The organism is Pontibacter lucknowensis (genome assembly GCF_900156415.1).
Taxonomy (GTDB): domain Bacteria; phylum Bacteroidota; class Bacteroidia; order Cytophagales; family Hymenobacteraceae; genus Pontibacter; species Pontibacter lucknowensis.
Window position 1 is genome coordinate 325769 of record NZ_FTNM01000001.1, and the last position, 22091, is coordinate 347859.

23 protein-coding genes are annotated in these 22091 nt (G+C 50.0%); 19 read left to right on the top strand and 4 right to left on the bottom strand.

From position 1 onward, the window contains the following. Window positions 1-71 precede the first annotated feature (71 nt). The 8 genes from panB (at window position 72) to BW972_RS01445 (ending at window position 6060) form a co-directional block, all read left to right on the top strand. On the top strand, window positions 72-890 hold the full coding sequence (panB, locus tag BW972_RS01410; RefSeq protein ID WP_076420585.1) for a 3-methyl-2-oxobutanoate hydroxymethyltransferase: 819 nt from the start codon (window positions 72-74) through the stop codon (window positions 888-890). Between the two features lie 177 nt (window positions 891-1067). Beyond that, entirely contained in the window at window positions 1068-1748 is a 681-nt protein-coding gene (locus BW972_RS01415; RefSeq protein ID WP_076420587.1) for an RluA family pseudouridine synthase, read from the top strand. Window positions 1749-1907: 159 nt separating this feature from the next. Then, on the top strand, window positions 1908-2678 hold the full coding sequence (locus tag BW972_RS01420) for an acyl-CoA desaturase (protein ID WP_076420589.1): 771 nt from the start codon (window positions 1908-1910) through the stop codon (window positions 2676-2678). A gap of 295 nt (window positions 2679-2973) precedes the next feature. Beyond that, window positions 2974-3522 carry a 30S ribosomal protein S16 gene (locus tag BW972_RS01425; RefSeq protein WP_076420591.1) on the top strand — a complete coding sequence of 183 codons (549 nt, stop codon included), beginning with the start codon at window positions 2974-2976 and terminating at the stop codon, window positions 3520-3522. A 12-nt stretch (window positions 3523-3534) separates the two neighbouring features. Continuing rightward, window positions 3535-4098, top strand: coding sequence for a ribosome maturation factor RimM (rimM, locus tag BW972_RS01430; protein WP_076420592.1), 564 nt, complete (start codon window positions 3535-3537; stop codon window positions 4096-4098). A gap of 11 nt (window positions 4099-4109) precedes the next feature. Beyond that, window positions 4110-4787 (top strand): tRNA (guanosine(37)-N1)-methyltransferase TrmD, encoded by a 678-nt coding sequence (gene trmD / locus BW972_RS01435; protein ID WP_076420595.1) that lies wholly within the window; start codon window positions 4110-4112, stop codon window positions 4785-4787. 163 nt (window positions 4788-4950) lie between these two features. Continuing rightward, a complete protein-coding gene (rplS, locus tag BW972_RS01440) occupies window positions 4951-5304 on the top strand; it encodes a 50S ribosomal protein L19 (RefSeq protein ID WP_007657440.1) in 354 nt (117 codons plus the stop codon). Window positions 5305-5472: 168 nt separating this feature from the next. Further along, complete coding sequence (locus BW972_RS01445; RefSeq protein WP_007657439.1) at window positions 5473-6060, top strand: inorganic diphosphatase; 588 nt, start codon at window positions 5473-5475, stop codon at window positions 6058-6060. Between the two features lie 114 nt (window positions 6061-6174). On the opposite strand, the gene BW972_RS01450 is transcribed toward BW972_RS01445, so the two are convergent. After that, window positions 6175-6879, bottom strand: a complete 705-nt coding sequence (locus BW972_RS01450) for a coiled-coil domain-containing protein (RefSeq protein WP_040574254.1) — start codon at window positions 6877-6879, stop codon at window positions 6175-6177. Between the two features lie 222 nt (window positions 6880-7101). Between BW972_RS01450 and BW972_RS01455 the strand changes: the two genes are divergently transcribed. From BW972_RS01455 to BW972_RS01465, 3 genes are all read left to right on the top strand, one after another. Then, entirely contained in the window at window positions 7102-7509 is a 408-nt protein-coding gene (locus BW972_RS01455; RefSeq protein ID WP_076420596.1) for a 6-pyruvoyl trahydropterin synthase family protein, read from the top strand. After that, complete coding sequence (gene folE, locus BW972_RS01460) at window positions 7472-8167, top strand: GTP cyclohydrolase I FolE (protein WP_369750920.1); 696 nt, start codon at window positions 7472-7474, stop codon at window positions 8165-8167. Before BW972_RS01455 ends, folE begins: the two co-directional genes overlap by 38 nt. Window positions 8168-8287: 120 nt before the next feature. Continuing rightward, window positions 8288-9205 (top strand): TIGR01777 family oxidoreductase, encoded by a 918-nt coding sequence (locus BW972_RS01465; RefSeq protein WP_076420599.1) that lies wholly within the window; start codon window positions 8288-8290, stop codon window positions 9203-9205. A 79-nt stretch (window positions 9206-9284) separates the two neighbouring features. Here the strand turns inward: BW972_RS01465 and BW972_RS01470 are convergent, their stop codons facing one another. Next, window positions 9285-11627 carry a penicillin-binding protein 1A gene (locus BW972_RS01470; RefSeq protein WP_076420600.1) on the bottom strand — a complete coding sequence of 781 codons (2343 nt, stop codon included), beginning with the start codon at window positions 11625-11627 and terminating at the stop codon, window positions 9285-9287. Window positions 11628-11811: 184 nt separating this feature from the next. Here BW972_RS01470 and BW972_RS01475 point away from each other — a divergent pair, with 184 nt between their 5' ends. From BW972_RS01475 to BW972_RS01495, 5 genes are all read left to right on the top strand, one after another. Then, window positions 11812-12321 carry a hypothetical protein gene (locus BW972_RS01475; protein ID WP_007657430.1) on the top strand — a complete coding sequence of 170 codons (510 nt, stop codon included), beginning with the start codon at window positions 11812-11814 and terminating at the stop codon, window positions 12319-12321. 24 nt (window positions 12322-12345) lie between these two features. Then, on the top strand, window positions 12346-12807 hold the full coding sequence (locus BW972_RS01480) for a YciI family protein (protein ID WP_143731891.1): 462 nt from the start codon (window positions 12346-12348) through the stop codon (window positions 12805-12807). A 24-nt stretch (window positions 12808-12831) separates the two neighbouring features. Further along, on the top strand, window positions 12832-13647 hold the full coding sequence (locus BW972_RS01485) for a hypothetical protein (RefSeq protein WP_076420602.1): 816 nt from the start codon (window positions 12832-12834) through the stop codon (window positions 13645-13647). 7 nt (window positions 13648-13654) lie between these two features. Next, window positions 13655-14560 (top strand): UbiA family prenyltransferase, encoded by a 906-nt coding sequence (locus tag BW972_RS01490; RefSeq protein ID WP_076420604.1) that lies wholly within the window; start codon window positions 13655-13657, stop codon window positions 14558-14560. Window positions 14561-14628: 68 nt separating this feature from the next. After that, complete coding sequence (locus BW972_RS01495; protein WP_076420606.1) at window positions 14629-15102, top strand: hypothetical protein; 474 nt, start codon at window positions 14629-14631, stop codon at window positions 15100-15102. Between the two features lie 122 nt (window positions 15103-15224). On the opposite strand, the gene rho is transcribed toward BW972_RS01495, so the two are convergent. Continuing rightward, window positions 15225-17021 carry a transcription termination factor Rho gene (gene rho / locus BW972_RS01500; protein ID WP_076420608.1) on the bottom strand — a complete coding sequence of 599 codons (1797 nt, stop codon included), beginning with the start codon at window positions 17019-17021 and terminating at the stop codon, window positions 15225-15227. A 281-nt stretch (window positions 17022-17302) separates the two neighbouring features. On the opposite strand from rho, the gene serS reads away from it, so the two are divergent. After that, window positions 17303-18577, top strand: coding sequence for a serine--tRNA ligase (gene serS / locus BW972_RS01505; protein WP_076420610.1), 1275 nt, complete (start codon window positions 17303-17305; stop codon window positions 18575-18577). A gap of 151 nt (window positions 18578-18728) precedes the next feature. Here the strand turns inward: serS and BW972_RS01510 are convergent, their stop codons facing one another. Beyond that, complete coding sequence (locus BW972_RS01510) at window positions 18729-19145, bottom strand: hypothetical protein (protein ID WP_076420612.1); 417 nt, start codon at window positions 19143-19145, stop codon at window positions 18729-18731. Window positions 19146-19253: 108 nt separating this feature from the next. Between BW972_RS01510 and BW972_RS01515 the strand changes: the two genes are divergently transcribed. Next, entirely contained in the window at window positions 19254-20366 is a 1113-nt protein-coding gene (locus tag BW972_RS01515) for a porin family protein (RefSeq protein ID WP_143731799.1), read from the top strand. Further along, entirely contained in the window at window positions 20363-22072 is a 1710-nt protein-coding gene (locus BW972_RS01520) for an IPT/TIG domain-containing protein (protein WP_076420616.1), read from the top strand. The genes BW972_RS01515 and BW972_RS01520 overlap by 4 nt, the downstream gene beginning before the upstream one ends. The last annotated feature ends 19 nt before the right edge of the window (window positions 22073-22091 follow it).

The following is a 22091-nucleotide window of genomic DNA, read 5'->3' on the forward strand; positions in this document are numbered from 1 at the left end:
CACTTGCCAAATCGGGTGGCTGTTTTTGTTTTGATTTTTATAATTTTGGATCAAACTCAAACCAGCATCCTATGTCTGTTCATAAAAGCGACGTAAAAAAAGTAACCACGCACCAGCTGCAGAATATGAAAGAGCGCGGTGAGAAAATCTCCATGCTCACGGCTTACGACTATTCCATGGCCACCATCCTGGACGCTGCCGGCGTTGATGTGCTCCTCGTTGGTGACTCTGCCTCCAATGTAATGGCCGGGCATGAGACCACGCTCCCTATCACATTGGACCAGATGATCTACCATGCCTCTTCGGTGATACGTGGTGTGAACCGTGCTTTTGTGGTGGTGGACCTGCCCTTCGGCTCTTACCAGGGCAATTCTTCGGAGGCGCTACGCTCTACTATCCGCATTATGAAGGAGTCGGGTGCACACGGCATTAAGCTGGAAGGCGGTGCTGAGATAAAAGAATCAATCATCCGCATTCTGAGCGCTGGTGTGCCAGTTATGGGCCACCTGGGCCTGACGCCACAGTCCATCTACAAGTTCGGCACCTACACCGTGCGGGCTAAAGAAGAAGCAGAAGCCCAAAAGCTCATCGACGATGCGCTCCTACTACAGGAGTTAGGCTGCTTCTCAATTGTGCTGGAAAAAATTCCTTCGGAGCTGGCAAAACGTGTAGCGGAAAAGCTGCAGATTCCAATCATAGGTATAGGCGCCGGTCCGCATGTGGATGGACAGGTACTCGTGGTGCACGACATGCTGGGCATCAACAAGGAGTTTAAGCCACGTTTCCTGCGTCGCTACGCCGACCTGCACACTATCATGACCGACGCGGTGCAGAATTACGTGAAAGATGTGAAGAGCAAAGACTTCCCGAACGAGAAGGAAGCGTATTAGAGTTTAGGAATTAGAAAGTTTGGGAGTTTAAGAATAAGAGCGTTATACCTGGAGTAACATTGCTCAGGTATAAACTCCCTTACCATTCGCTTCAATTAATTACAATCACCGCTTGAGAAGGCCTCACTAAAGCTAAATTACTGCGGCATGCTTACGTCCCTTCTCTGATCTATACCTATGGCCTTAGATGTTCTTTTTGAGGATAACCATGTGCTGGTAGTAAACAAGCCGGCTGGCTTACTGGTGCATGGTGATGAAACAGGCGACGAATGCCTAGCCGACCTGGCGAAAGCCTACATCAAAGAGAAGTACAACAAGCCAGGCAATGTATACATCGGTGTGGTGCACCGGCTGGACCGACCAGTGAGTGGCGTGGTGCTGCTCGCCAAAACCTCCAAAGCTCTCACCCGCCTCAACGAACTCTTCCGGAGCAAAAAAACCGTAAAAACTTACTGGGCCGTCGTGCTCAACCGGCCTGCTATACCTGAGCAGACGCTCGTGCACTGGCTCATCAAGGACAGCAGCCGCAACGTGACCAAGGCTTATGCGGGTGAGAATAAAAGCGGCCTCCGCTCAGAACTGAGTTATCGCCTGATAGGACAGCATGACAAAAACTACCTGCTGGAGGTGAACCCCGTTACTGGTCGTCCTCACCAAATCCGGGTGCAGTTGGCCTCTATGAACTGCCCCATTGTCGGTGACCTCAGGTATGGCGCCAGTAAACCACTACCCGACAAGAGCATCGCGCTGCACGCCCGCAGCCTCCAATTTGAGCACCCTACACTTAAAACCATGATTAAAGTTACTGCCCCACCGCCGGCGACTCCTATCTGGAAACCGTTTGTCACTATTCATTAGTCATTAAACAAAACTGATATTTATCATCTTTCTGAACTTTTATACCGGTTTTTATTATTTCTATAGAATCACATCGTAATTTTGCGGAGGCTTGGTGACTGCATTGGTCTCCACTATACCTGAACCAGTTAATAATCACTTCAACATACTAATTGCTTAATGGCCATACTTATTTTCTTCGTACTGCACTGGTACCTTTCCTTATTCGTGCAAACGTTTTTCCTGCACCGCTACGCAGCGCACAAGATGTTCACCATGAACCCGTTCTGGGAAAAGGGCTTTTACCTGCTGACGTACATCGCACAGGGCTCTTCTTTCCTTTCGCCACGTGCTTATGCTATTTTGCATCGCATGCATCACGCCTTCTCTGATACAGAGCGTGATCCGCATTCGCCGCATTATTCCAACAATGCATTCGCGATGATGTGGAAGACCAAAAACATCTACAACGACGTACTCAACCACCGCGTGGAGCCGGAGCGCCGTTTTGACGGCGACTATCCGTTGTGGCCAGCATTGGAGAAACTAGGCGATAGCTATTTCTCGCGCATAGGCTGGGGGGTATTTTATGTGCTATTCTACATTGCCTTCGCTACACAGTGGTGGATGTTCCTGCTGTTGCCGATCCACTTCCTGATGGGCCCGGTACACGGTGCTATCGTAAACTGGAGCGGCCACAAGTACGGCTACCAGAACTTCGACAACAACGACAAGTCGCGCAACTCGCTTTTCTTCGACTTCCTAACAGGCGGTGAGTTGTTCCAGAACAACCACCACAAACTGCCTAACCGCGTAAACTTCGGCGTAAAGTGGTGGGAAGTGGATCCAACCTGGCCAGTGATCTGGACGCTGGACAAACTGAGCATCATTAAGTTGAAGCCAGTGAAAGTGAAAGCTGCTAGACCTCCAAGAGCTAAAGCCAACGCTTAATCATATAAGAAAGCCCTCCCCCAACGGAGGGCTTTTTTTGTCACTACAGGTATAGCCGGCACACTATTGTCAACTGATACGGATTATCCGCTTTCCACACAGGCATTCCTGACAGGTATAGCGTCTGCGCAGTTTAGCCCTAAAGGAGCAGGTTCAGCTATCGCTTTATACCTGAGGGTGGCTTCCAACAAATTCATTTCCCAAAAAATCTTGCATTAATCGGCACAAAATCACTACCTTTGCGGTTCTAAAAACTGGCGGACGGGTTCCGCCGACTTAACTATTTATATAAAAAATGGCTGTTAAAATCAGACTGGCCCGCAGAGGCCGCAAAAAAGCCGCTATCTACGATATCGTAGTAGCTGATGCTCGATCACCACGTGATGGTAAATTTATCGAGAAACTGGGTACTTACAACCCAAACACTAACCCTGCTTCTATCGATTTCAGCGAGGAGAAGGCGTTCCAGTGGTTGATGAACGGTGCTCAGCCAACTGACACTGTAAAGGCGATGCTTTCTTACAGAGGTATTCTGTACAAGAAGCACCTGCAGATCGGTGTTGTGAAAGGCGCTATCACGCAAGAAACAGCTGATGCTCGTTTCGAAGAGTGGAAGAAAGAGAAAGAAGCTAAGATCGAAAGCAAGCGTACTACACTTGGCTCTGAGAAAGAGGCGAAGCGTAAGGCTGCTCTTGATGCTGAAACGAAAGTGAAAGAAGCTCGTGCAGAGGCTATCCGTCAGCGTGAGGCTGATAAGGCTGCTGCTAACGCTCCTGCTGCTGAAGCTGAAGAAGCTCCTGAGGCACCTGCTGCTGAAGGCGAGTCTACTGAAGAACAAGCATAAATTACATCGGCCATGCATATTGATGACTGCTTCCTGTTAGGTCACATCGTCAAGACCCATGGCATCAAGGGACAAGTGGTTGCGTTTTTCGACGTAGACTACCCCGAAGATTATGATGATCTGGAATCAGTCTTTCTTGAACAACAAGGAAGGCTGATTCCTTTTTTTATTGACAAAATGGAGCCCGTGCAGAAAGGCCGTTTTATTATCACCTTTGAGGATATCAAGACGATCGAGCAAGCCGAGAAACTCCGCAATGTCAGCCTATACCTGCCGCTCGACGAGCTCCCGGAGCTGGAAGAAGGACAGTTCTACTTCCATGAAGTGATCGGCTACCAGGTGATAGACCAGAACCACGGCCCGCTTGGCACCGTGAAAGACTTTTACGACATGCCGCAGCAGCAGCTGATGGCCATGGAGTACAACGGGCAGGAAATGCTGGTACCTGTGCTGGACGAGGTGTTTGTACGCGCCGACCACGAAGCCAAGGTGCTGCACGTAAACCTGCCTGAAGGCCTGCTGGAAGTATACACCCAGCCCGGCACCCCTGACGACGCCGACGACCGCGACGAGTAGCCCCTATTATCATGCGATTTGACATTATCAGTTGCCAGCCCGACCTGTTGGACAGTCCTTTTAGCCATTCTATTGTTAAAAGAGCGCAGCAAAAAGGCCTGGTAGAAATTCACATACACGACCTTCGTAAGTATGCCATCAACAAGCATGGCCAGATAGACGACTACGCCTTTGGCGGCGGGGCAGGTATGGTGATGATGATCGAGCCCATTGACAAGATACTATCGGAGCTAAAAGCTGAGCGGGACTACGATGCCGTGATTTACATGACGCCTGACGGGCAGACACTAAACCAGCAGGTAGTGAACCAGTTCTCACTCATGCGCAACGTCATTATTCTGTGCGGGCACTACAAAGGCGTGGACGAGCGTGTGCGACAGCACTACGTGACCCACGAAATCAGCATAGGCGATTATGTGCTGTCTGGCGGCGAACTGGGAGCAGCGGTGCTGGCTGATGCCATTATCCGCATTATACCAGGTGTACTCAACGACGAGTCCTCTGCCCTCACTGATTCGTTTCAGGACGGACTGCTGGCACCACCAGTGTATACCCGCCCTGCAGATTACAAAGGCATGAAAGTACCTGATATCCTGCTTTCGGGCGATAACCCCAAGATAGAGCAGTGGCGCTTTGAACAGGCTATTGAGCGGACGAAACAACGTCGGCCAGACCTGCTCGACGAATAGTTTACAGGTATAGAAACGCACTCAAAACCGCTGTTTTAGCAGTTTTAAGGTATAAGTTTCAAAAACCTACATTTTTTTTCTGCAAAAATATTTATGTAAAAAATAATTACATATCTTTGCAGTCCGAATTTTGAAGAAGATATTTAGCTTTAACAACATAGCCATGAGCGAATTACTTAAATTTATCGAGCAGGAATCTACAGACAAGCGCGCCTCTTTCCCGACTTTCCAGTCTGGCGATACCATCAACATCCACGTGAAAATCCGTGAGGGTAACAAGGAGCGTATCCAGCAGTTCCAGGGCGTTGTTATTCAGCGCAAGAACGTAAACACAAACGGTGAGACTTTCACTGTAAGAAAAGTGTCTAACCAGATTGGTCTGGAGCGTATTTTCCCACTGCTTTCTCCATCTATTGAGAAAATCGAGCTTGTAAGAAAAGGCCGTGTTAGAAGAGCTAGACTATACTACCTGAGAGGCCTGCAGGGTAAAGCTGCACGTATCAAGGAAAGAAGATAATTGAAGAACCTGTTTTCATAAGTTTTCCATAGTTTTAGTAAAAAGGAGCCGTTCTAACTGATCGGCTCCTTTTTTTTATACCTGCTCTGCGGGTCGGGCTATACCTGCTCTGGCCAGGCTTGCTATATTTGCAGCTATACCTTCGCAACACTTTGTTGATCTTCACCCATGAAAACTCTACAGCGCTATACTTTCCTGCTGCTATCACTGGTTCTACTGGCTTCCTGCCAGACAGACTATGCCGCCCTGCCCACTTACAATGGCAAAAAACAGTTACAGGCCGTGATCGAGGTACCAGCCGGGAGCGCAACCAAATTCCACTACAACAGGCAAACAAAAGCATTTGAAGCAGAGCAGCAGGCTGGTCAGGACCGCGTCATCCCTTTCCTGCCCTACCCTGCCAACTTCGGCTTCATACCTTCTACAGAAACCAACGCACAGAAAAAGCCTTTGGAAGTAATCGTGCTGACAGGAAGCGTCGTTACAGGCACTGTGATGGAAGTGATACCTGTGGGTGTACTGCAATTAGAAACTGAAGGGGAGCTTGACCATAAGATCGTGGCGGTACCTGCCAGGCCGAGTGAGCGCACCATCAATGCCTCAGACTACACTAACTTTACGGCTGACTACCCGGCCGCTAAAGCGATTCTGCAGCAATGGTTTGTGCACCACAATCCAACTGCCAGGAGTAAGTTCGTAGGCTGGCGCAATGAGCAGTTTGCAGAGCAGGAGATACAGCGCTGGATGAAGCTCTAGCACCTTGATTTGTCTCCTGCATAATGCTTGGTCTATCGCAGGGCAGTTCATAAAACAGAAAAGCCTCCGGTTATGGAGGCTTTTCTGTTTTATGAGAGGTATAGAAACTATACCTTACTTGATATCTCGCAATTTAGCTCTGACCTCTTCTACAGCCCGCTCCATCGCCTGCACCTGCTGGCGGCTGGCTTCCTGCTGCTTCACGTTCAGCTCCACATTTTGCTCCAGCTGACGCAGTTCATCGGCATTGCGCACCAGCTCAGCCTCAAGCTCCTGCTTGCGCTTCTTGTTCTTTTCGATACTCAACTGCAGGTCATTGGCCTGTTTCACAACACGGTCCTGCTCCTTTTTGGTACTGCGGAGTACATTCTCAGCTTCGTTGATCTGCAGCAGCACATCCTCCTGGTACAGCTTTCTGCCAAAGTTCTCCATGAACTGCTCCGCTGCGGCGTATACCTCAGGCGTGGCTTCTTTGTCGAGATGGGTCGTGCCCATATCGAGCGACCACCAGACATAGCTGCCGCTGGCATGCGTACCTACTGTGGAAATCACGCGCACGGGCTGCTTGCTTATACTGATGAGTTTGCCCTCCTCTACCGTATAAACACCTTTCGAATGCTTCACTTTGCCTGCTTCCTGTGACAAGTGATCCTTCCAGATCTTCTCCACAAACTTAGGGTCCAGCTGCACGCTCAGCTGCTGGCCGCTGCGCTTGATGCCGCTTACCACCTGTTCGTTTTCCTCTACACGCATGACCTGCGCACTCGCCATACCTGATACCAGCAGCATGGCTGCTACCAACAATCCTTTTACTCGCATACTATACTTAGAAATAATGATTAGACAGGAACAATCGTATACCTACGAAAATAGCTAATCCATAGCATATTTCAGATATAAGTCGCAGGTTTAATTTAGCCGCTGTTCTGTTTGGGTTTGGGGGCCACGAAGCTTACCTTTGTAAGTTTACAACCCGGGCAGCCCTAATATGAATTTTTCACCTACGCGAACAATAACATAGGCCCGCCTGTTGGAACCGCAATGAAAATAACGATCTGCAGAAAAGAGCACTTTAATGCCGCACACCGCCTGCACAACCCGGCCTGGAGCGACGAGCAAAACGCCGAGGTCTTTGGGCTGTGCAACAACCCGAACTTCCACGGGCACAATTACGAGCTTATTGTCAAGCTGACAGGCTCTGTGAACGAGGATACCGGGTATGTGTACGACATGAAGAAGCTGAGTACGCTGGTAAAAGAAGAGGTGATCGATAAGTTTGATCATAAAAACCTCAACCTCGACACAGAAGAGTTCAGGCAGCTGAACCCGACAGCCGAGCACATTGCCATGGTGATCTGGAATCGATTGCGGGAAAAATTAAGCCAGGATTATGAACTGGCAGTAACGCTTTATGAAACTGAACGAAACTTTGTTGAATATAATGGATAACCAGGACCTGGGCCAAGAAGCGGAAGAGATGGATGATCACATGATGAGCTCTCTGGAAACACCGTTGCGCCCTGACGCATTTGACCTTTCTGACGCCGAGAAGATCGTGATCATTGAAAGGCACTTCCGCGAGATCATGCATACCATGGGCCTCGACCTCACGGACGATAGCCTGAAAGGAACGCCTTTGCGTGTTGCCAAAATGTATGTGCAGGAAATCTTCAGTGGTCTGCACCCGGAGAACAAGCCGGTTATCCGCCGATTTGAGAACAAGTACAAGTACAACCAGATGCTTGTGGAGCGCGATATCACCGTATATTCCTCCTGCGAACACCACTTTGTGCCGATCATCGGCAAGGCCCACGTGGCTTATATGCCCAACGAGCACGTGATCGGTCTTTCTAAACTCAACCGTATTGTGCAGTACTACGCCCGCCGTCCGCAGGTGCAGGAGCGCATGACCATGCAGATTGCCGACGAGCTGAAGCAGGCCCTGCAGACGGAGAATGTGGCCGTGCTGATCGAGGCGGATCACCTTTGTGTGATGAGCCGTGGCGTGAACGACGTGAGCAGCAGCACGATCACAGCTGAGTACTCCGGCTTGTTTGAGCAGGAGCAGTACCGTAGCGAATTCCTGAGCCACATCCGCAAAAAATAAAACTACAGCCTGGGCAAACCATAGCCCTGCCAGCTGGTTTTGATCGGTGAAAGCAACTTTCAGTTAGTCCTTACACGTATAGATATATTTCTATATAATTTATAACATCGATCAAAGCTTATGGCTGGGAAAATACTCATTTCAGGTGGTTCAGGACTGATCGGGACGCGTCTGTCGGAGATGCTGATCGATCAGGGCTATGAAGTGGCGCACCTGTCCCGAGATCCCGATAAATTCTCCCACTACAAGACCTTCCGCTGGGATATTCAAAATTCTTCTATTGACGAGAATGCCATCACGTACGCCGACTACATCATTCACCTGGCGGGTGCTGGTCTGGCCGAGGAGAAATGGACAAAAGAGCGCAAGCGTGAGATCCTGCGCAGCCGGGTAGATAGTACCCAGTTACTGCTCGACGGTCTTCGTCAACATGAGCATCACGTTAAAGGCTTTGTTTCGGCTTCTGCTATTGGTATTTATGGCAACTCAGGTGACCAGCTGATGTCAGAGGAAAGTAGCTATGGCGAAGACTTTATGGCCGAAGTGTGCAAAGCCTGGGAAGCAGCCGTGTGGCAAATCAAAGACCTAGGTATACGCACCGTCATCCTGCGCACAGGTATAGCGCTGAGCGACAAAGGGGGTGCCCTTCCGCAAATGGCCCGTCCTGTTAAGTTGATGGCAGGTGCTCCGCTTGGCAGCGGAAAGCAGTACATGTCCTGGATCCATATCGATGACCTGTGCCGCCTTTATATCCGGGCTATAGAAGACACGACCTTTGCTGGTGTATACAATGCTGTAGCTCCTCACCCTGTAACGAACCAGGAGTTTACAGAGGCTTTGGCAGAGGCTATGCACAAGCCTTTGGTATTGCCTAAAGTACCTTCTTTTGCCCTAAACCTGATGCTCGGCGAAATGAGCGATGTAGTACTGAGCGGTCAGCGTGTAAGTGCCAACAAGGTGCTACAGACCGGCTTCACCTTCGAGTATAACTACCTGGACGAGGCGCTGGAGTCATTCTATAAGAAGCATCAGAACTAAATCTGAAAACTAATTTACCTAAAAGCAGAAGTGCCCGCTGAGGATATCCTCAGCGGGCACTTCTGCTTTTACGAATCTACTACTGCAGGAATTCTGACAGATCCAGTATATCCAGATTAAGGTCCAGCTGCGTGGAGTCTGGCTCAGCTTTTGGCAGTACAGTGGTGCAGTTATACTTCTTGCTGATCTTGACGGTTGGTCCCGGGAAGCGCCCCATGGTATAGCCGAGGTCTTTGTCCTTGTAGATGCGCTCCATGAAGAGTCCATACACCGGCAGCGCCGTTTTGGAGCCTTCGCCCAGGTTGGAAGTTCGGAAGTGGATGCTACGGTCTTCGCCACCTACCCACACACCTGTTACCAGGTCTTTGGTTACACCCATAAACCAGCCGTCGGAGTGGTTGGAGGTTGTTCCGGTCTTGCCGCCTATCTCGTTGCCCTTCCAAAGGTCGTATTCCCACAAGGCTTGTGAAGTGCCGCCCGGCTCTTCTATACCGCCCTTCAGCATGTGCATCATCAGGAAGGCCGTTTCCTCGCTCAGCACCTTTTTCTGCTCCGGCACAAACTGCTCGATCACGTTGCCTTCACGATCCTCGATACGGGTGATGAAACGTGGTGCGGTATGGAAACCGTGATTCGGGAAAGTACTGTAGGCTCCCACCATATCGTAAACCGACACATCACTCGGCCCTAAGCCGATGGAAGGCACCTTGTCCAGCGGGCTGCTGATGCCCAGCTTGTGTGCGTAGTCTACCACCGTCTCCCAGCCTACCAGCTCCGTGAGCTGCGCTGTTACGGAGTTAACCGATTTACCCATGGCACGGCGCAACGTCATCGGAGCACCGGTATAGGTCCAGTCGGCGTTGGTAGGCGACCAGCTCTTCTTCTCCCCTTTCTCCACGTAATTGATGGTGATGCGCGTGTCTACGATCTTGTCGCAGGGTGAATAACCGTTGTCGATAGCGGCCACGTACACGAACGGCTTAAAGGTGGAGCCCGGCTGGCGTCGGGCCTGCTTCACATGGTCAAACTTAAAATATTTGTAGTTGATGCCACCCACCCAGGCCTTGATCTCACCTGAGAATGGATCCATGGTCATCATACCGCCGTGCAGGAAGCGCTTGTAGTAGCGCAACGAGTCTAACGGCGACATAGTCATTTTCTTCTCGCGGGCCGGATTATCCCAGGTAAACACCATCATCTCGCGTGGGGTGTTCAGCTCTTTATTGATCGCGGCCACATCATCTCCATGCTTCTTCTTAAGGCGGCGGTAGTAGTCGGTGCGCTTAATCGTCTCTTCAATGAAGTTCGGTATCTCACGGTTCTTCTCGTCCACCCACGGGTTCTTGCCCTGCCAGTGATTGTCGAAGCGGCGCTGCAAAGTACGCATCTGCTGCTCCATGGCTGCCTCGGCATGTGCCTGTATGCGTGAGTCGATGGTGGTGTATACTTTCAGACCGTCGCGGTAAAGGTCGTAGCCGTTCTGCTTGCACCACTCCTTCATAAAGTCAGCTACAGCGCCACGGAAGTAAGTAGCCGGTCCGTCGTAGTGGTTCTCCACCTTGTACTCCAGCTCCAGCGGCAGCTGGCTAAGCGAGTCGGCCTCAGCAGTTGTCAGGTAGTTATACTTGGCCATCTGCCCCAACACCGTGTTGCGGCGGCGGGTGGCATTCTCCGGATTAAAGCGTGGGCTGTAGTAGGTTGGTGCTTTGAGCAAACCTACCAGCACGGCGGCCTGTTCTGTTTTCAGACTGTCAGGTGAGGTGTTGAAGAAGGTTTTGGAAGCTACCTGAATACCGAAGGAGTTACTACCGAAGTCTACCGTGTTGAGGTACATAGCCAGGATCTCTTCCTTGGTATAGCGCTGTTCGAGTTTGATAGCGGTCAGCCACTCCTTTGTTTTGGAGATGACAATGTTAAGGCCAGGTATGTGGCCCAGTACGCCCTTCGAGTCGTCGGTTCTGGTTTTGTACAGGTTTTTGGCCAGCTGCTGCGTAATGGTACTGCCCCCACGGCTTTCGCCCCGCAGGTTGTCGTATACAGCTCCGAAAATGGCGGTAGGGTCTATACCTGCATGTTCATGAAAACGGACGTCCTCTGTGGCTATCAGGGCGTTGATGAGCGTAGGCGACATTTGCTTGTAGCCGACCGGACTGCGGTTCTCACGGAAATACTTTCCGATCAGTTGGCCGTCGGCAGTATAAAGCTCTGAGGCCTGGTCGCTGCGTGGGTTTTCCAGCCTGTCCAGACTCGGAGAAGAGCCGAAAAGGTAAAAGAAGTTGTACTCCACACTCACCAGATAGCCGATCACCACCATCAGCCCCAGCAGGAACAGCTTCCAGGTATAGCCGATCACACTGCCGTACACGGACCTCTTTTTCTTAACCGGTGGCTTTTCTCTTTCTTTTTCTTGCTCTTGCAGCATGTTATATCATCAGGGCAGACTGCCCGTATTTTTCCGGAACGCTTCTTTCTAATCTACTGCAAATATACCTTTTGTGTACAAATACTTTCCCAGAAACGCATAAAACTTAGTCAGTGATATACAGAAGCTGTTATAACTTTGACGGACCCTGCCTATCTTTGCGCATAGCATTACCTATACCTCCATGCAAGAGCAACTACAGGCAGCTTTCGACAAGATCAAGGGTTTGCCGCTGACCAAGACTACCCGCAATGAACTGGTGCAGTACTTCCACTTCGGCAAAACCAGCTACACCACCCCAAAAGGATTGATTCTGGACGTGGGTCTCTATACCCTGGCCGTAAACTGCCCTTGGACCTTTGAGTTGGCTGATGGCACTACGATCAAGCACAGTGAGGTATTCATGCGCAAGCGTGAGCCCGGCCTGCCCTCTCCCAAGTTCGACTGGAAAGTGCCAGGCGCCAACCTCCGCGACCAGCGTCTGCAGGGCCTGGTGATCAGTAGTCAGGCTTTGGCGATTGAGAGTGCTGAAATAAAAGACGCCTACGGTATAGCGCTGACTTTTGTGAATGGCGACCGCCTGATTTTAGCTCCTGATCTGGATAAACCACAGGAGGAATACTGGCAGCTGTTCAGCAACTCTGGTGACAATTTCAGCATTGGGGCTGGTGCCGCAGGAGTTGTGGTAAAGTAGATGAAAAACTATACCTTTATCTTCATGAAGAAACTGCTACAAACAACCGGAATGGCGCTGGCACTCAGCGTTTGCTGCACGCTGGCTACTCAGGCTCAATCAAAAGCAAAGCCTGCCGTAAAAAAAGCTCCGGCCGCTACAGCTCAGGAGACACCTAAAAAATCTGGCGAGATGGACATGAGCCAGATGAAGACCTACTACATGGCCCTGCTCAAAAAAGGCCCATACCAGCCAACCGACACGGCTGAGGTGAACAGCATCCAGCGCGGACACATGGCGCATATTCGTAAGATGGCTGCTGATGGTAAACTGGTGATGGCCGGCCCGTTCCTGGACAATGGCGAGCTGCGTGGTATTTTTATTTTTGATGTGGCTTCCCTGGAAGAGGCAAAGGCATTGACTGAAGCAGATCCTGCTGTAAAAGCCGGCAAGCTGATCATGGAGCTGCACCCCTGGATGAGCCAGCGTGGTACAACGCTTCCGTAGCAACTTTTAGAGACATCAGGCAGTATGCGAACAAAACAATCGCTGCTGCCCTTGAACTTCCGCCTGCACCTATTCGAGCTTGAAGACCAGCCCTGGTTTCCCCACATTTTCCGTCAGGGCATGCTCGACTTCCTCCGCTTCATGATCTCAAAGCTTGGCGCTTACGGCCCTGCCATACCTCTGCTGGAGGACCTGCTCCGTCGCAGTGGCCAAACGCACTTCACTGACCTTTGCTCGGGTGCCGGTGGTGGCATAGCAGGTATACGTGAAGCACTGAGCCAGCGCATGAACGTGCCTGTGCGTGTCACTTTATCTGACCGATACCCCAACCTAGGTGCTTACGAGTTCCTGCAGGACCAGTCCGGTGGGTTGATCGATTTCATTGCCTCTCCTGTTGATACTACGGATGTACCTCCTCAGATAAAAGGAGTACGCACCATCTTTTCATCTTTTCACCATTTCAGACCACAGCAGGCGGTCGCTATTTTGCAGAATGCGGCCGATCAACGGGCGCCGATCGGCATTTTTGAGGGAGGCGGCAAAACCTGGACCGAACTGATCATCTTTCTGCTTACCTTCCCGATCATTATCCTGCTGGTAACTCCTTTTATCCGTCCTTTTAAACTTAGCAGGCTACTGTTCACGTACCTTATACCAATCATCCCGTTAGGTATACTTTGGGATGGCTTGGTATCTCTTTTCAGACTGTACAACCCCCGGATGCTGGACGAGTTGCTGTCCCGCGTCGATACCCCGCCCGGCTATACCTGGCGCAGCGGCATAGTGGGGAGCGGACCGGGCAGACAAGTCATCTACCTGCTGGGCTGTCCTGAGAATTGATGAAACTATGAAACCACTCGCTATACCTGTTATCGGAAAATACAGCAGTGCTCTGACCCTGATGCGGATACCGTTTTCGGTATACCTGATGCCGGTGTACTGGTTTGCGCTCAGTGTGGTGGATGGCTATACCTTGTGGCGGGCAGCGGCCGTGTTCTTGATTCTGCACATATTGGTATACCCTGCCAGCAACGGCTACAACTCCTACCACGACCGCGACGAAAGCAGCATCGGTGGGCTCCGCAGACCTCCCAAAGTCACGCAGGAGCTGTTTCACTTGGTACTTTTATTCGATGTGCTAGCCTTGTTGCTCAGCTTTATGCTTTCGCCTCTGTTTGCCCTGATGGTCGGACTATACCTGCTGGTTTCCAAAGCTTACAGCGATCGGGATATTCGGCTAAAAAAATATCCTGTCATCAGCACGCTGGTCGTCACAGTGTTTCAGGGCGCCTTTACTTTTGTGATGGTACAGGTCGGGGCCGATCTCGACCTTGAGCTCATCTGGCAATCGCCTAATATCTGGTTTGCGTTGGTAAGCACGCTCTTTCTCTGTGGCTCATATCCTCTTACTCAAATTTATCAGCATCAGGAAGACAGTGAGCGAGGTGATAAAACACTGAGCTTGCTACTAGGTATACGGGGCACATTTGTGTTTGCAGGTATAGCCCTGGGCCTGGGAGCGGCCTTACTGGTCGGGCTATACCTGGCGCAGGGGCAACTGATCAGCATATTGGTCTTCCTGCTCTGCACCGCGCCCATCACTTTCTTTTTTCTGAGCTGGGTGCGGAAGTCGTGGCAGAATTCAAAAGAAGTTAACTTCGAGAATACGATGCGCATGAACAAGATCTCGTCGCTCTGCATCAGCTTTGCATTTTTCCTGATACTGCTACTGCGCTCCATGTATAGTGGCTAAGGTCCGTATCGGCCGGCTTCCTGTAACTACACAGTCTGATTTCGTATAACAGCAAAAACTGTCGCACCATGAAACTACTCTACGCTGTAATAGGAGGCATTGCCGCTACCGCCGCCATGACTGCCTTTCTGTACCTGCTCTCGTTTGTGACGCACCGTGTTATGAAGGTGATCCGGATACTGGGCACCATGCTTACCAACCGCACCCAACCCGACGGCTCTCTCTCGATGGCGACCAGCACCAAGGTATACGGCACCGTGGCGCATTACTTGGTCGGGATCATTTTTGCGCTGTTCTACATTGCGCTGTGGCACTCAGAGGTAGGTCTCATCAATGCCTCATGGGGTTTGCTTTTCGGGCTAGCCCATGGCCTGATGGCGATGTTCATCTGGTATCTGTTCTTCCTGGTGCACCCTCGTCCGCCGCTCATCTCCCTTCGCACTTACCTGATCACGCTTATCTTCGCACACATTGTATATGGCGTGGTGCTGACGTATACTGTCTATCTCTTGGCTACCCCTGATTATCCTTTTTGGAGTTGAGGGAGATTGAGTGATTGAGTTAATACATTTAGCTATTTAATGTAATCGCTCAATCAGCCCCAATAAAAGAAAACGCCCCTTTGCTTAGTAGCAAAGGGGCGTTTTCTTTTATTGGGGTAACCTTATCCGTTCATCGAGATCAGGAACTCTTCGTTGCTCTTAGTACCCTGCATTCTGTCTTTCAGGAATTCCATGGCTTCTACGGAATTCATGTCGGACATAAACTTGCGCAGAATCCAGATGCGGTTGAGTTCGTCGCGGTCCATAAGCAGGTCTTCGCGACGTGTACCCGAAGCCGGTACATCGATAGCAGGGTAGATTCTGCGGTTGGCCAGTTTGCGGTCCAGCTGCAGTTCCATGTTACCGGTACCTTTAAATTCTTCGAAGATCACCTCGTCCATCTTAGAACCTGTGTCGATCAGGGCAGTAGCGATGATGGTCAGGGATCCGCCGTTTTCTACGTTACGGGCAGCACCGAAGAAGCGCTTCGGCTTGTGCAGTGCGTTGGCATCCACACCACCCGACAGGATCTTTCCTGACGAAGGCACTACCGTGTTGTAGGCACGCGCCAGACGTGTAATGGAGTCGAGCAGGATTACTACGTCGTGGCCGCACTCTACCATACGCTTGGCCTTGTCCAGCACGATGCTCGAAACCTTCACGTGGCGCTCTGCAGTTTCGTCGAAAGTAGAGGCGATCACCTCTGCCTTCACGCTGCGTGCCATGTCGGTTACTTCTTCAGGGCGCTCGTCTATGAGCAGGATCATCAGGTATACTTCCGGGTGGTTTTCAGAAATGGCGTTGGCAATCTCTTTCAACAATACCGTTTTACCTGTCTTTGGCTGTGCCACGATCATACCACGCTGCCCTTTACCGATTGGGGCAAAAAGGTCAAGTATACGGGTAGAAAGCTGGCTTGGCCTGGTAGTAAGCTTCAGACGCTCTTCCGGGAAAAGCGGCGTCAGGTGCTGGAAAGGAATACGGTCACGGATTTCTTCCGTGGTACGTCCGTTCACAGAATCCACTTTCAACAGAGCAAAGTACTTCTCCCCTTCTTTCGGCGGACGGATCTGTCCTTTTACAGTATCACCGGTCTTAAGACCAAACAATTTGATCTGAGAAGGAGACACATAGATATCATCTGGGGAAGCCAGGTAGTTATAGTGCGTAGAGCGAAGGAAGCCGTAGCCATCCTGCATCAATTCCAGCACACCTTCATTTAGGATTATTCCGTCAAACTCACGGAAGTTGTTACTGTTTGCGGCCGCATGTTGCTGGCGACGAGGGAAATTGTCACCGCCACGGTTCTGTTCGGTGCGGCTATCGCTGCGATTGCCTACCTCAGGGCGCTGCTCACGCTGCTCTGCACGGTTATCGCTTCTTTCAGTGCGTTCAGGACGTTGTTCCGTTCTCTCAACACGTTCTGGTCTTTCTGTACGCTCCGGTCTCTCAGCACGTTCCGGACGTGCCTCTGTGCGCTCTGCTCGCGGCTCCTGACGCTGCTCACGCGGATTACCGGCATCATTGCGGTTATCGCGGCGGGTTGTTACGCGCTCACGCTGCGGACCATGGTCCTTGGTAGGTGCCGGCTGTTGCACTAAAGTCGGGCTTGTTTGTTCGCGGCGGGCTGCTTCGCGGGCAGGTCTTCGTTCGGTTGGCGCTGCGGGGGCAGGTGCCGGTTGCTCTTCGCTGGTAGTAATTGTGTTTTCAGTAGCTTCGGTTTCGCTTGCGGCGGCTGTGCTAGGGGAGGATTTTACTTTTTTCGGCAATTGTTCGGGAGGGGTAATGGCTTGCTGATCAAGGATTTTGTAAACCAGATCCTGTTTGCTGAGTTTCTTGAAATTCTTGACACCCAGGTCTTCTGCAATTTCCTTGAGTTCTGAAAGAAGCCTATCTTTCAATTCTTCAATTTTGTACATAAATGTGGTATGGTAGTTAAATTAACCTGCTTGGCACGCTTGGGCGAACGCAGCGAGAGCTTTACTTATAATTCGGAAAATGAATGAATGCGATAGAGTTTTGTGCGGCTCAGGAAAGGGCCTGCCATAAATTGCACTGCAATGTTATTGCAATGCTTATTAATTAACAAATATTAGCGGAGTTTTTGTTGAAAATGTTTCAGTTTTTCCTTAAAAGATTTCGTAAATGCCGCTTACAACCTAAAAAAGTATATTTTTGCAGCTATACAAAGACCCAAACTATGCTACAGCTAAACGTTTTAAGAGAGCAGACAGAGCTGGTGATAGCTGGACTGACCAAGAAAAACTACAAAAATGCCGCTCAGGAAGTGGAGGCCATTGTAGCTCTTGACCAGCAGCGCCGACAGGTGCAGAGCCAGCACGATGAGCTGCAGGCCCGTGCCAATGCAATCTCTAAAGAGATCGGTATACTGATGAAAAACGGCGACCGCGAAAAAGCCGAAGCCTCCAAAGCAGAAACATCCGAGTTAAAGCAGCAGACTAAATCGCTGGCTGAGCAGCTATCTGCCATCGAAGAGCAAATACAGCAAGCATTATACAAGTTACCAAACCTTCCGCATGCAAGTGTTCCTGAAGGTAGAACAGCCGAAGACAATGAAGTAGTTCTCCAACACGGTGAAATTCCGCAATTGCACGAAGGCGCGCAGCCACATTGGGAGTTGATCCAGCAGTACGACATCATCGATTTCGAGCTGGGCAACAAGATATCCGGCGCTGGTTTTCCAGTGTACAAAAAGCAAGGTGCCCGCCTGCAGCGTGCGCTCATCAACTTCTTCCTGGATGAGGCCATGAAAGCCGGTTACATGGAAGTACAACCGCCAATCCTGGTGAACGAAGCCTCTGGTTACGGTACTGGCCAGCTGCCCGACAAAGACGGCCAGATGTACCACGCCACAGAAGACAACCTATACCTGATCCCGACTGCCGAGGTGCCAATCACCAACATTTACCGTGACGTGATTGTGCCGGTGGAGCAACTACCGATCAAGAACGCAGGGCATACGCCATGCTTCAGAAGAGAGGCCGGATCGTGGGGTGCTGATGTGCGCGGATTGAACCGTCTGCACCAGTTCGACAAGGTAGAAATTGTACAGATTACGCTGCCTGAAAAATCCTACGAAGCGCTGGAGGAAATGAGCAGCTACATCCAGGGATTGCTGCAGAAGTTGGAGCTGCCATACCGTGTGCTGCGCCTGTGCGGCGGCGACATGGGCTTTACCTCTGCCCTCACCTACGACATGGAAGTGTATTCTACCGCTCAGAACCGCTGGCTGGAGGTAAGCTCCGCTTCTAACTTTGAGACTTACCAGTCTAACCGTTTGAAACTGCGCTATAAAACAGAGTCAGGCAAGACGCAGCTGCTGCACACGCTTAATGGTAGCGCCCTCGCCTTACCGCGTATCGTAGCTGCTATCCTGGAGAACAACCAGACGCCGGACGGTATCAACATGCCGAAGGTGCTGCACCCATACCTGGGATTTGAGAAAATCAGCTAATAGGCTACTGATTGAATAGCATACAAACAGAAAAGCCGCTGGGAATCCAGCGGCTTTTCTGTTATTCTCAAGCCCATACAAGCCTTCACAATACTGAAGATTAAATTAAGTTGGCACACCTGTAAAGCACCAATTCTTTCAGCTTAGTACATTAGCCTCCATACTGCTCCAGGTACTGCTGATAGTAGTTTTTTAACTTGTACTTCTTCAGCACATTAGCCCGCACCTGCTCTATCGCCTCCATTGTAACCGCCTTCTGATGGAGTAGCTTTTCCAGGGGCCGGACAGATTCCTCCTCTAGCCCTTCGTCCAAAGTAGCCTGTTCATACTCTTTTAGAAATTCAGGCGACAAGGATAGTTTATTTTTCTGTACCGTGATACAACCAACAGCAGTAAGTTTCTCCAATCCCTCCGTTATTTCTTCCAGTGAATAAACAGTGCCATCGACAGCGTCGCCCATCAGCAAAACGTCCTGTAGTGTAGCACCTCCCTCACCCCCTGTCGCCAGCAACAAAGCCTCCAGTAACTGCACGTCAGATGCCTGCCATGTTAAATTGTATTTCGGCATTTTCCTAAATTAATTAATCTGTTCGGCTAAAAAACTATATAATATTATATCTATTTTTAGTCTCGCAAATTTATCTCAAAATCACTTCGATTTCCTACTCCCTATTCAATGAACAGCAAAATTAGTTGCTTTACCTTCTCCATGCTTTTTGTGCTTCTTCTGGGCTGGTCTTCTTCCAGGGCTCAGTCACGAGGCTACATTGTGCAGGGTGATACTGTTTATACAGATGGGTATATACAGTTTGATCCGAGAAAGCCCTTCCAGGTTGGGTATCAAAAATCAAAAAAAAGCCTGCTTGAGACATACGCTGCCGGGGCTTTAACAGAATTTGGGTATAGTGACAGTACGAAGTTCGTCGCCCGGAAGGTGACCTACTTTGGAGAGATGCGCCATGTATTCCTGAAAACCATTACAGGAGGTGAGCTTAATTTATACGCGATACGTGGGGAGAACGGGAAACAGTATTACTTTGAGAAGAATGACCTCACCCAGCTTACAAAGGAGAACCTGCAGACTAACCTGAGCCAGCATGCCGCCAACTCAACTTTCTGGCAGCGGCAGCTACCACGTGTCAGGCTGTCTGAACAGTCCCTTCGTTACTATACCCGCAACATCAACAAAGGCCGAAATGCGAGAATGTCCATGTTCAGCTTTGGTGGTATAGCCAGTTTCAACCGCTCCACCATACAGATCAAAACTGAAGCCTTTCCTGAAAACGGATTTGGGGATTACAGCATGACATCAGAAAATGTAGAGGCAGGAGCATTTGTTGAGGCGCCCGTTTGGGACTTTAACAATCTGAGTATTATCAGTCAACTGAGCTATGGCAAAATGGACTTTGCAACAGCACTGATCAGTACTTCTCTGGACCAACACATGAAACTGACCCTTGACTTCCTAAGGTTATCCGTTATACCCCGCTATTACTTCAACGGCAACAAAGTCTCTTTCTATGCTGAGGGTGGAGCGGAACTATTGTATGCGGTAAAGCAGTCTAACAAACTCCTAGAGGCTAAGCACAAAAGCAATTCGACCAGTCTGCATGAATATGAGGATATATTCCGGTTGCAAAAAGCAAACTTTGGCGTAATGGCTGGCGTGGGATTACAGTACTTCTACCTCCCAAAAAACTATGTCAGTCTTGGGCTCAGCACCGGTCATGTATTCGCCGAGAACTATTCCATCAACAACCTTTCTACTACAATCCGATTCAACCTATGAGGCAGCTGAAATTATTGTCTTTTATTTTCCTGCTGGTGCTGCATGGTTGCGCCAAAGAAAAGGACTTTCCAGAGGCACAGCGTTATCCTATTTTGAGAACACTTGAGGTTACACCTGATAGTACCGGGGCATCCGTGAAGGGTGAAATCGTTAGCCTCGGTAGTGAACCAGTGACCGAGTATGGGTTTGAGTACACCGCTATAAACAATGACAAGAGTATTATAAAGAAGGTAGTAGGCATTTCTGCTGTCACCGGTGAGTTTGAGGCCAGGTTGACGCATGGTCTCGTGAAGGGGTATAATTACAGGATACAGGCCTATGCCAGGCATGGCCAGAACACCACGTATGGAACGGCCTTAGCATTCAAAAGCCTGAATACCGCTGCACCTGTTATCCATAGCTTCAGCCCAAAAGCAGCTGAAGACAATAGTACTGTTACTATCTATGGTCAAAACTTTAGCAACAACAGAAGCTTAGTAAAAGTGAGCATCGGGGAAATACAGGCATATGTCGTCTCAGCGCACCCCGACAGTATTACGATAATAACACCTAGAGTGACTTATTCGGGGACTTTCCCAATAACCGTGACTGCACATGGTGAGCAAACGACAGCTGAAGAGGAGTTTGAGATTATAGGCCCACAGATTACCCATATCTCGCCTGACAAGGGAATGCCCGGTGACGAGTTGAGTATTTATGGCAAAAACTTAAGCTACTCCGGTTGGGGACCATATGTGAATATTGGAGGGAAATCAGCAACCATAGTCTCAGTAACAGACACAGAGATCAAGGTGAAAGTACCAGTAATCACACCGGATCTGTATGACAAAGCACTGACTGTATCTGTCAACCGGGGAAACAAGACGGCAGCTTTACCTTATTCTTATACCTTAGTGTCAGGTTTCATGGCTGCTTCTGTCAAGCCCACTTCTGTTCCAGCCAACACAGCGCACATACCTTCCTTCATTTCGGGCGGACAAGCCTACTTCTTTTCCTACGATCGCATGATAAGTTACGAAGTGGAAACCGGTATCTGGCGAAATGAAGGCGCTTTTCCCGGACAGGCTCGCAATGGCTCTGCGCTGCATAAGGTTGGGGACAAGGTATACCTTATCGGGGGAAACTATCAGTATTATACCATTTTTATGTCGGTTTGGGAGTACGATATCAGCAGCAAAAGCTGGTTGCAAAAGAAAGGTCTGACCTTCGGCGTTTCCGACGCCAGCAGCTTTACACACGATGGCTATATCTACTTCTTCGGAGGCCGCAACACTAGCAGCAACACAACACTCTGGCGCTATGATCCGGCAACAGAAGAGGTAGAGGCGCTCAACCCTTTCCGGAACAACTACAACGGCTCCGGCTTTGTGATCAACGGGAAAGCCTACACAGTAGTGGGTAATGCCACCTGGCTATACAATGCACAGCAAGATAGTTGGTCGCAGGTAGCGGTTATGCCTGAGGAAAGTACCTTAAACGGTCCTTTCAGAGTTTTCACCCACCAGGGAACCGGCTTTGCAATCAGCGCGAAGGGCGACAGAGCCTTGCTGCGTTTTAGTGAGGAACAGAAAAAGTGGGAAAAAGTAGCCGTCTACCCTGGTTGCGTGAGTAGCGAGCAATACTCCGGCTTCTCCTACGGCGACAAGTTATATTTAGGGTCATTTGGTAGCTGCTCCGCCACTTTATATTACTACCAGAATAGGTAGATTATACCCCTGTGATTGA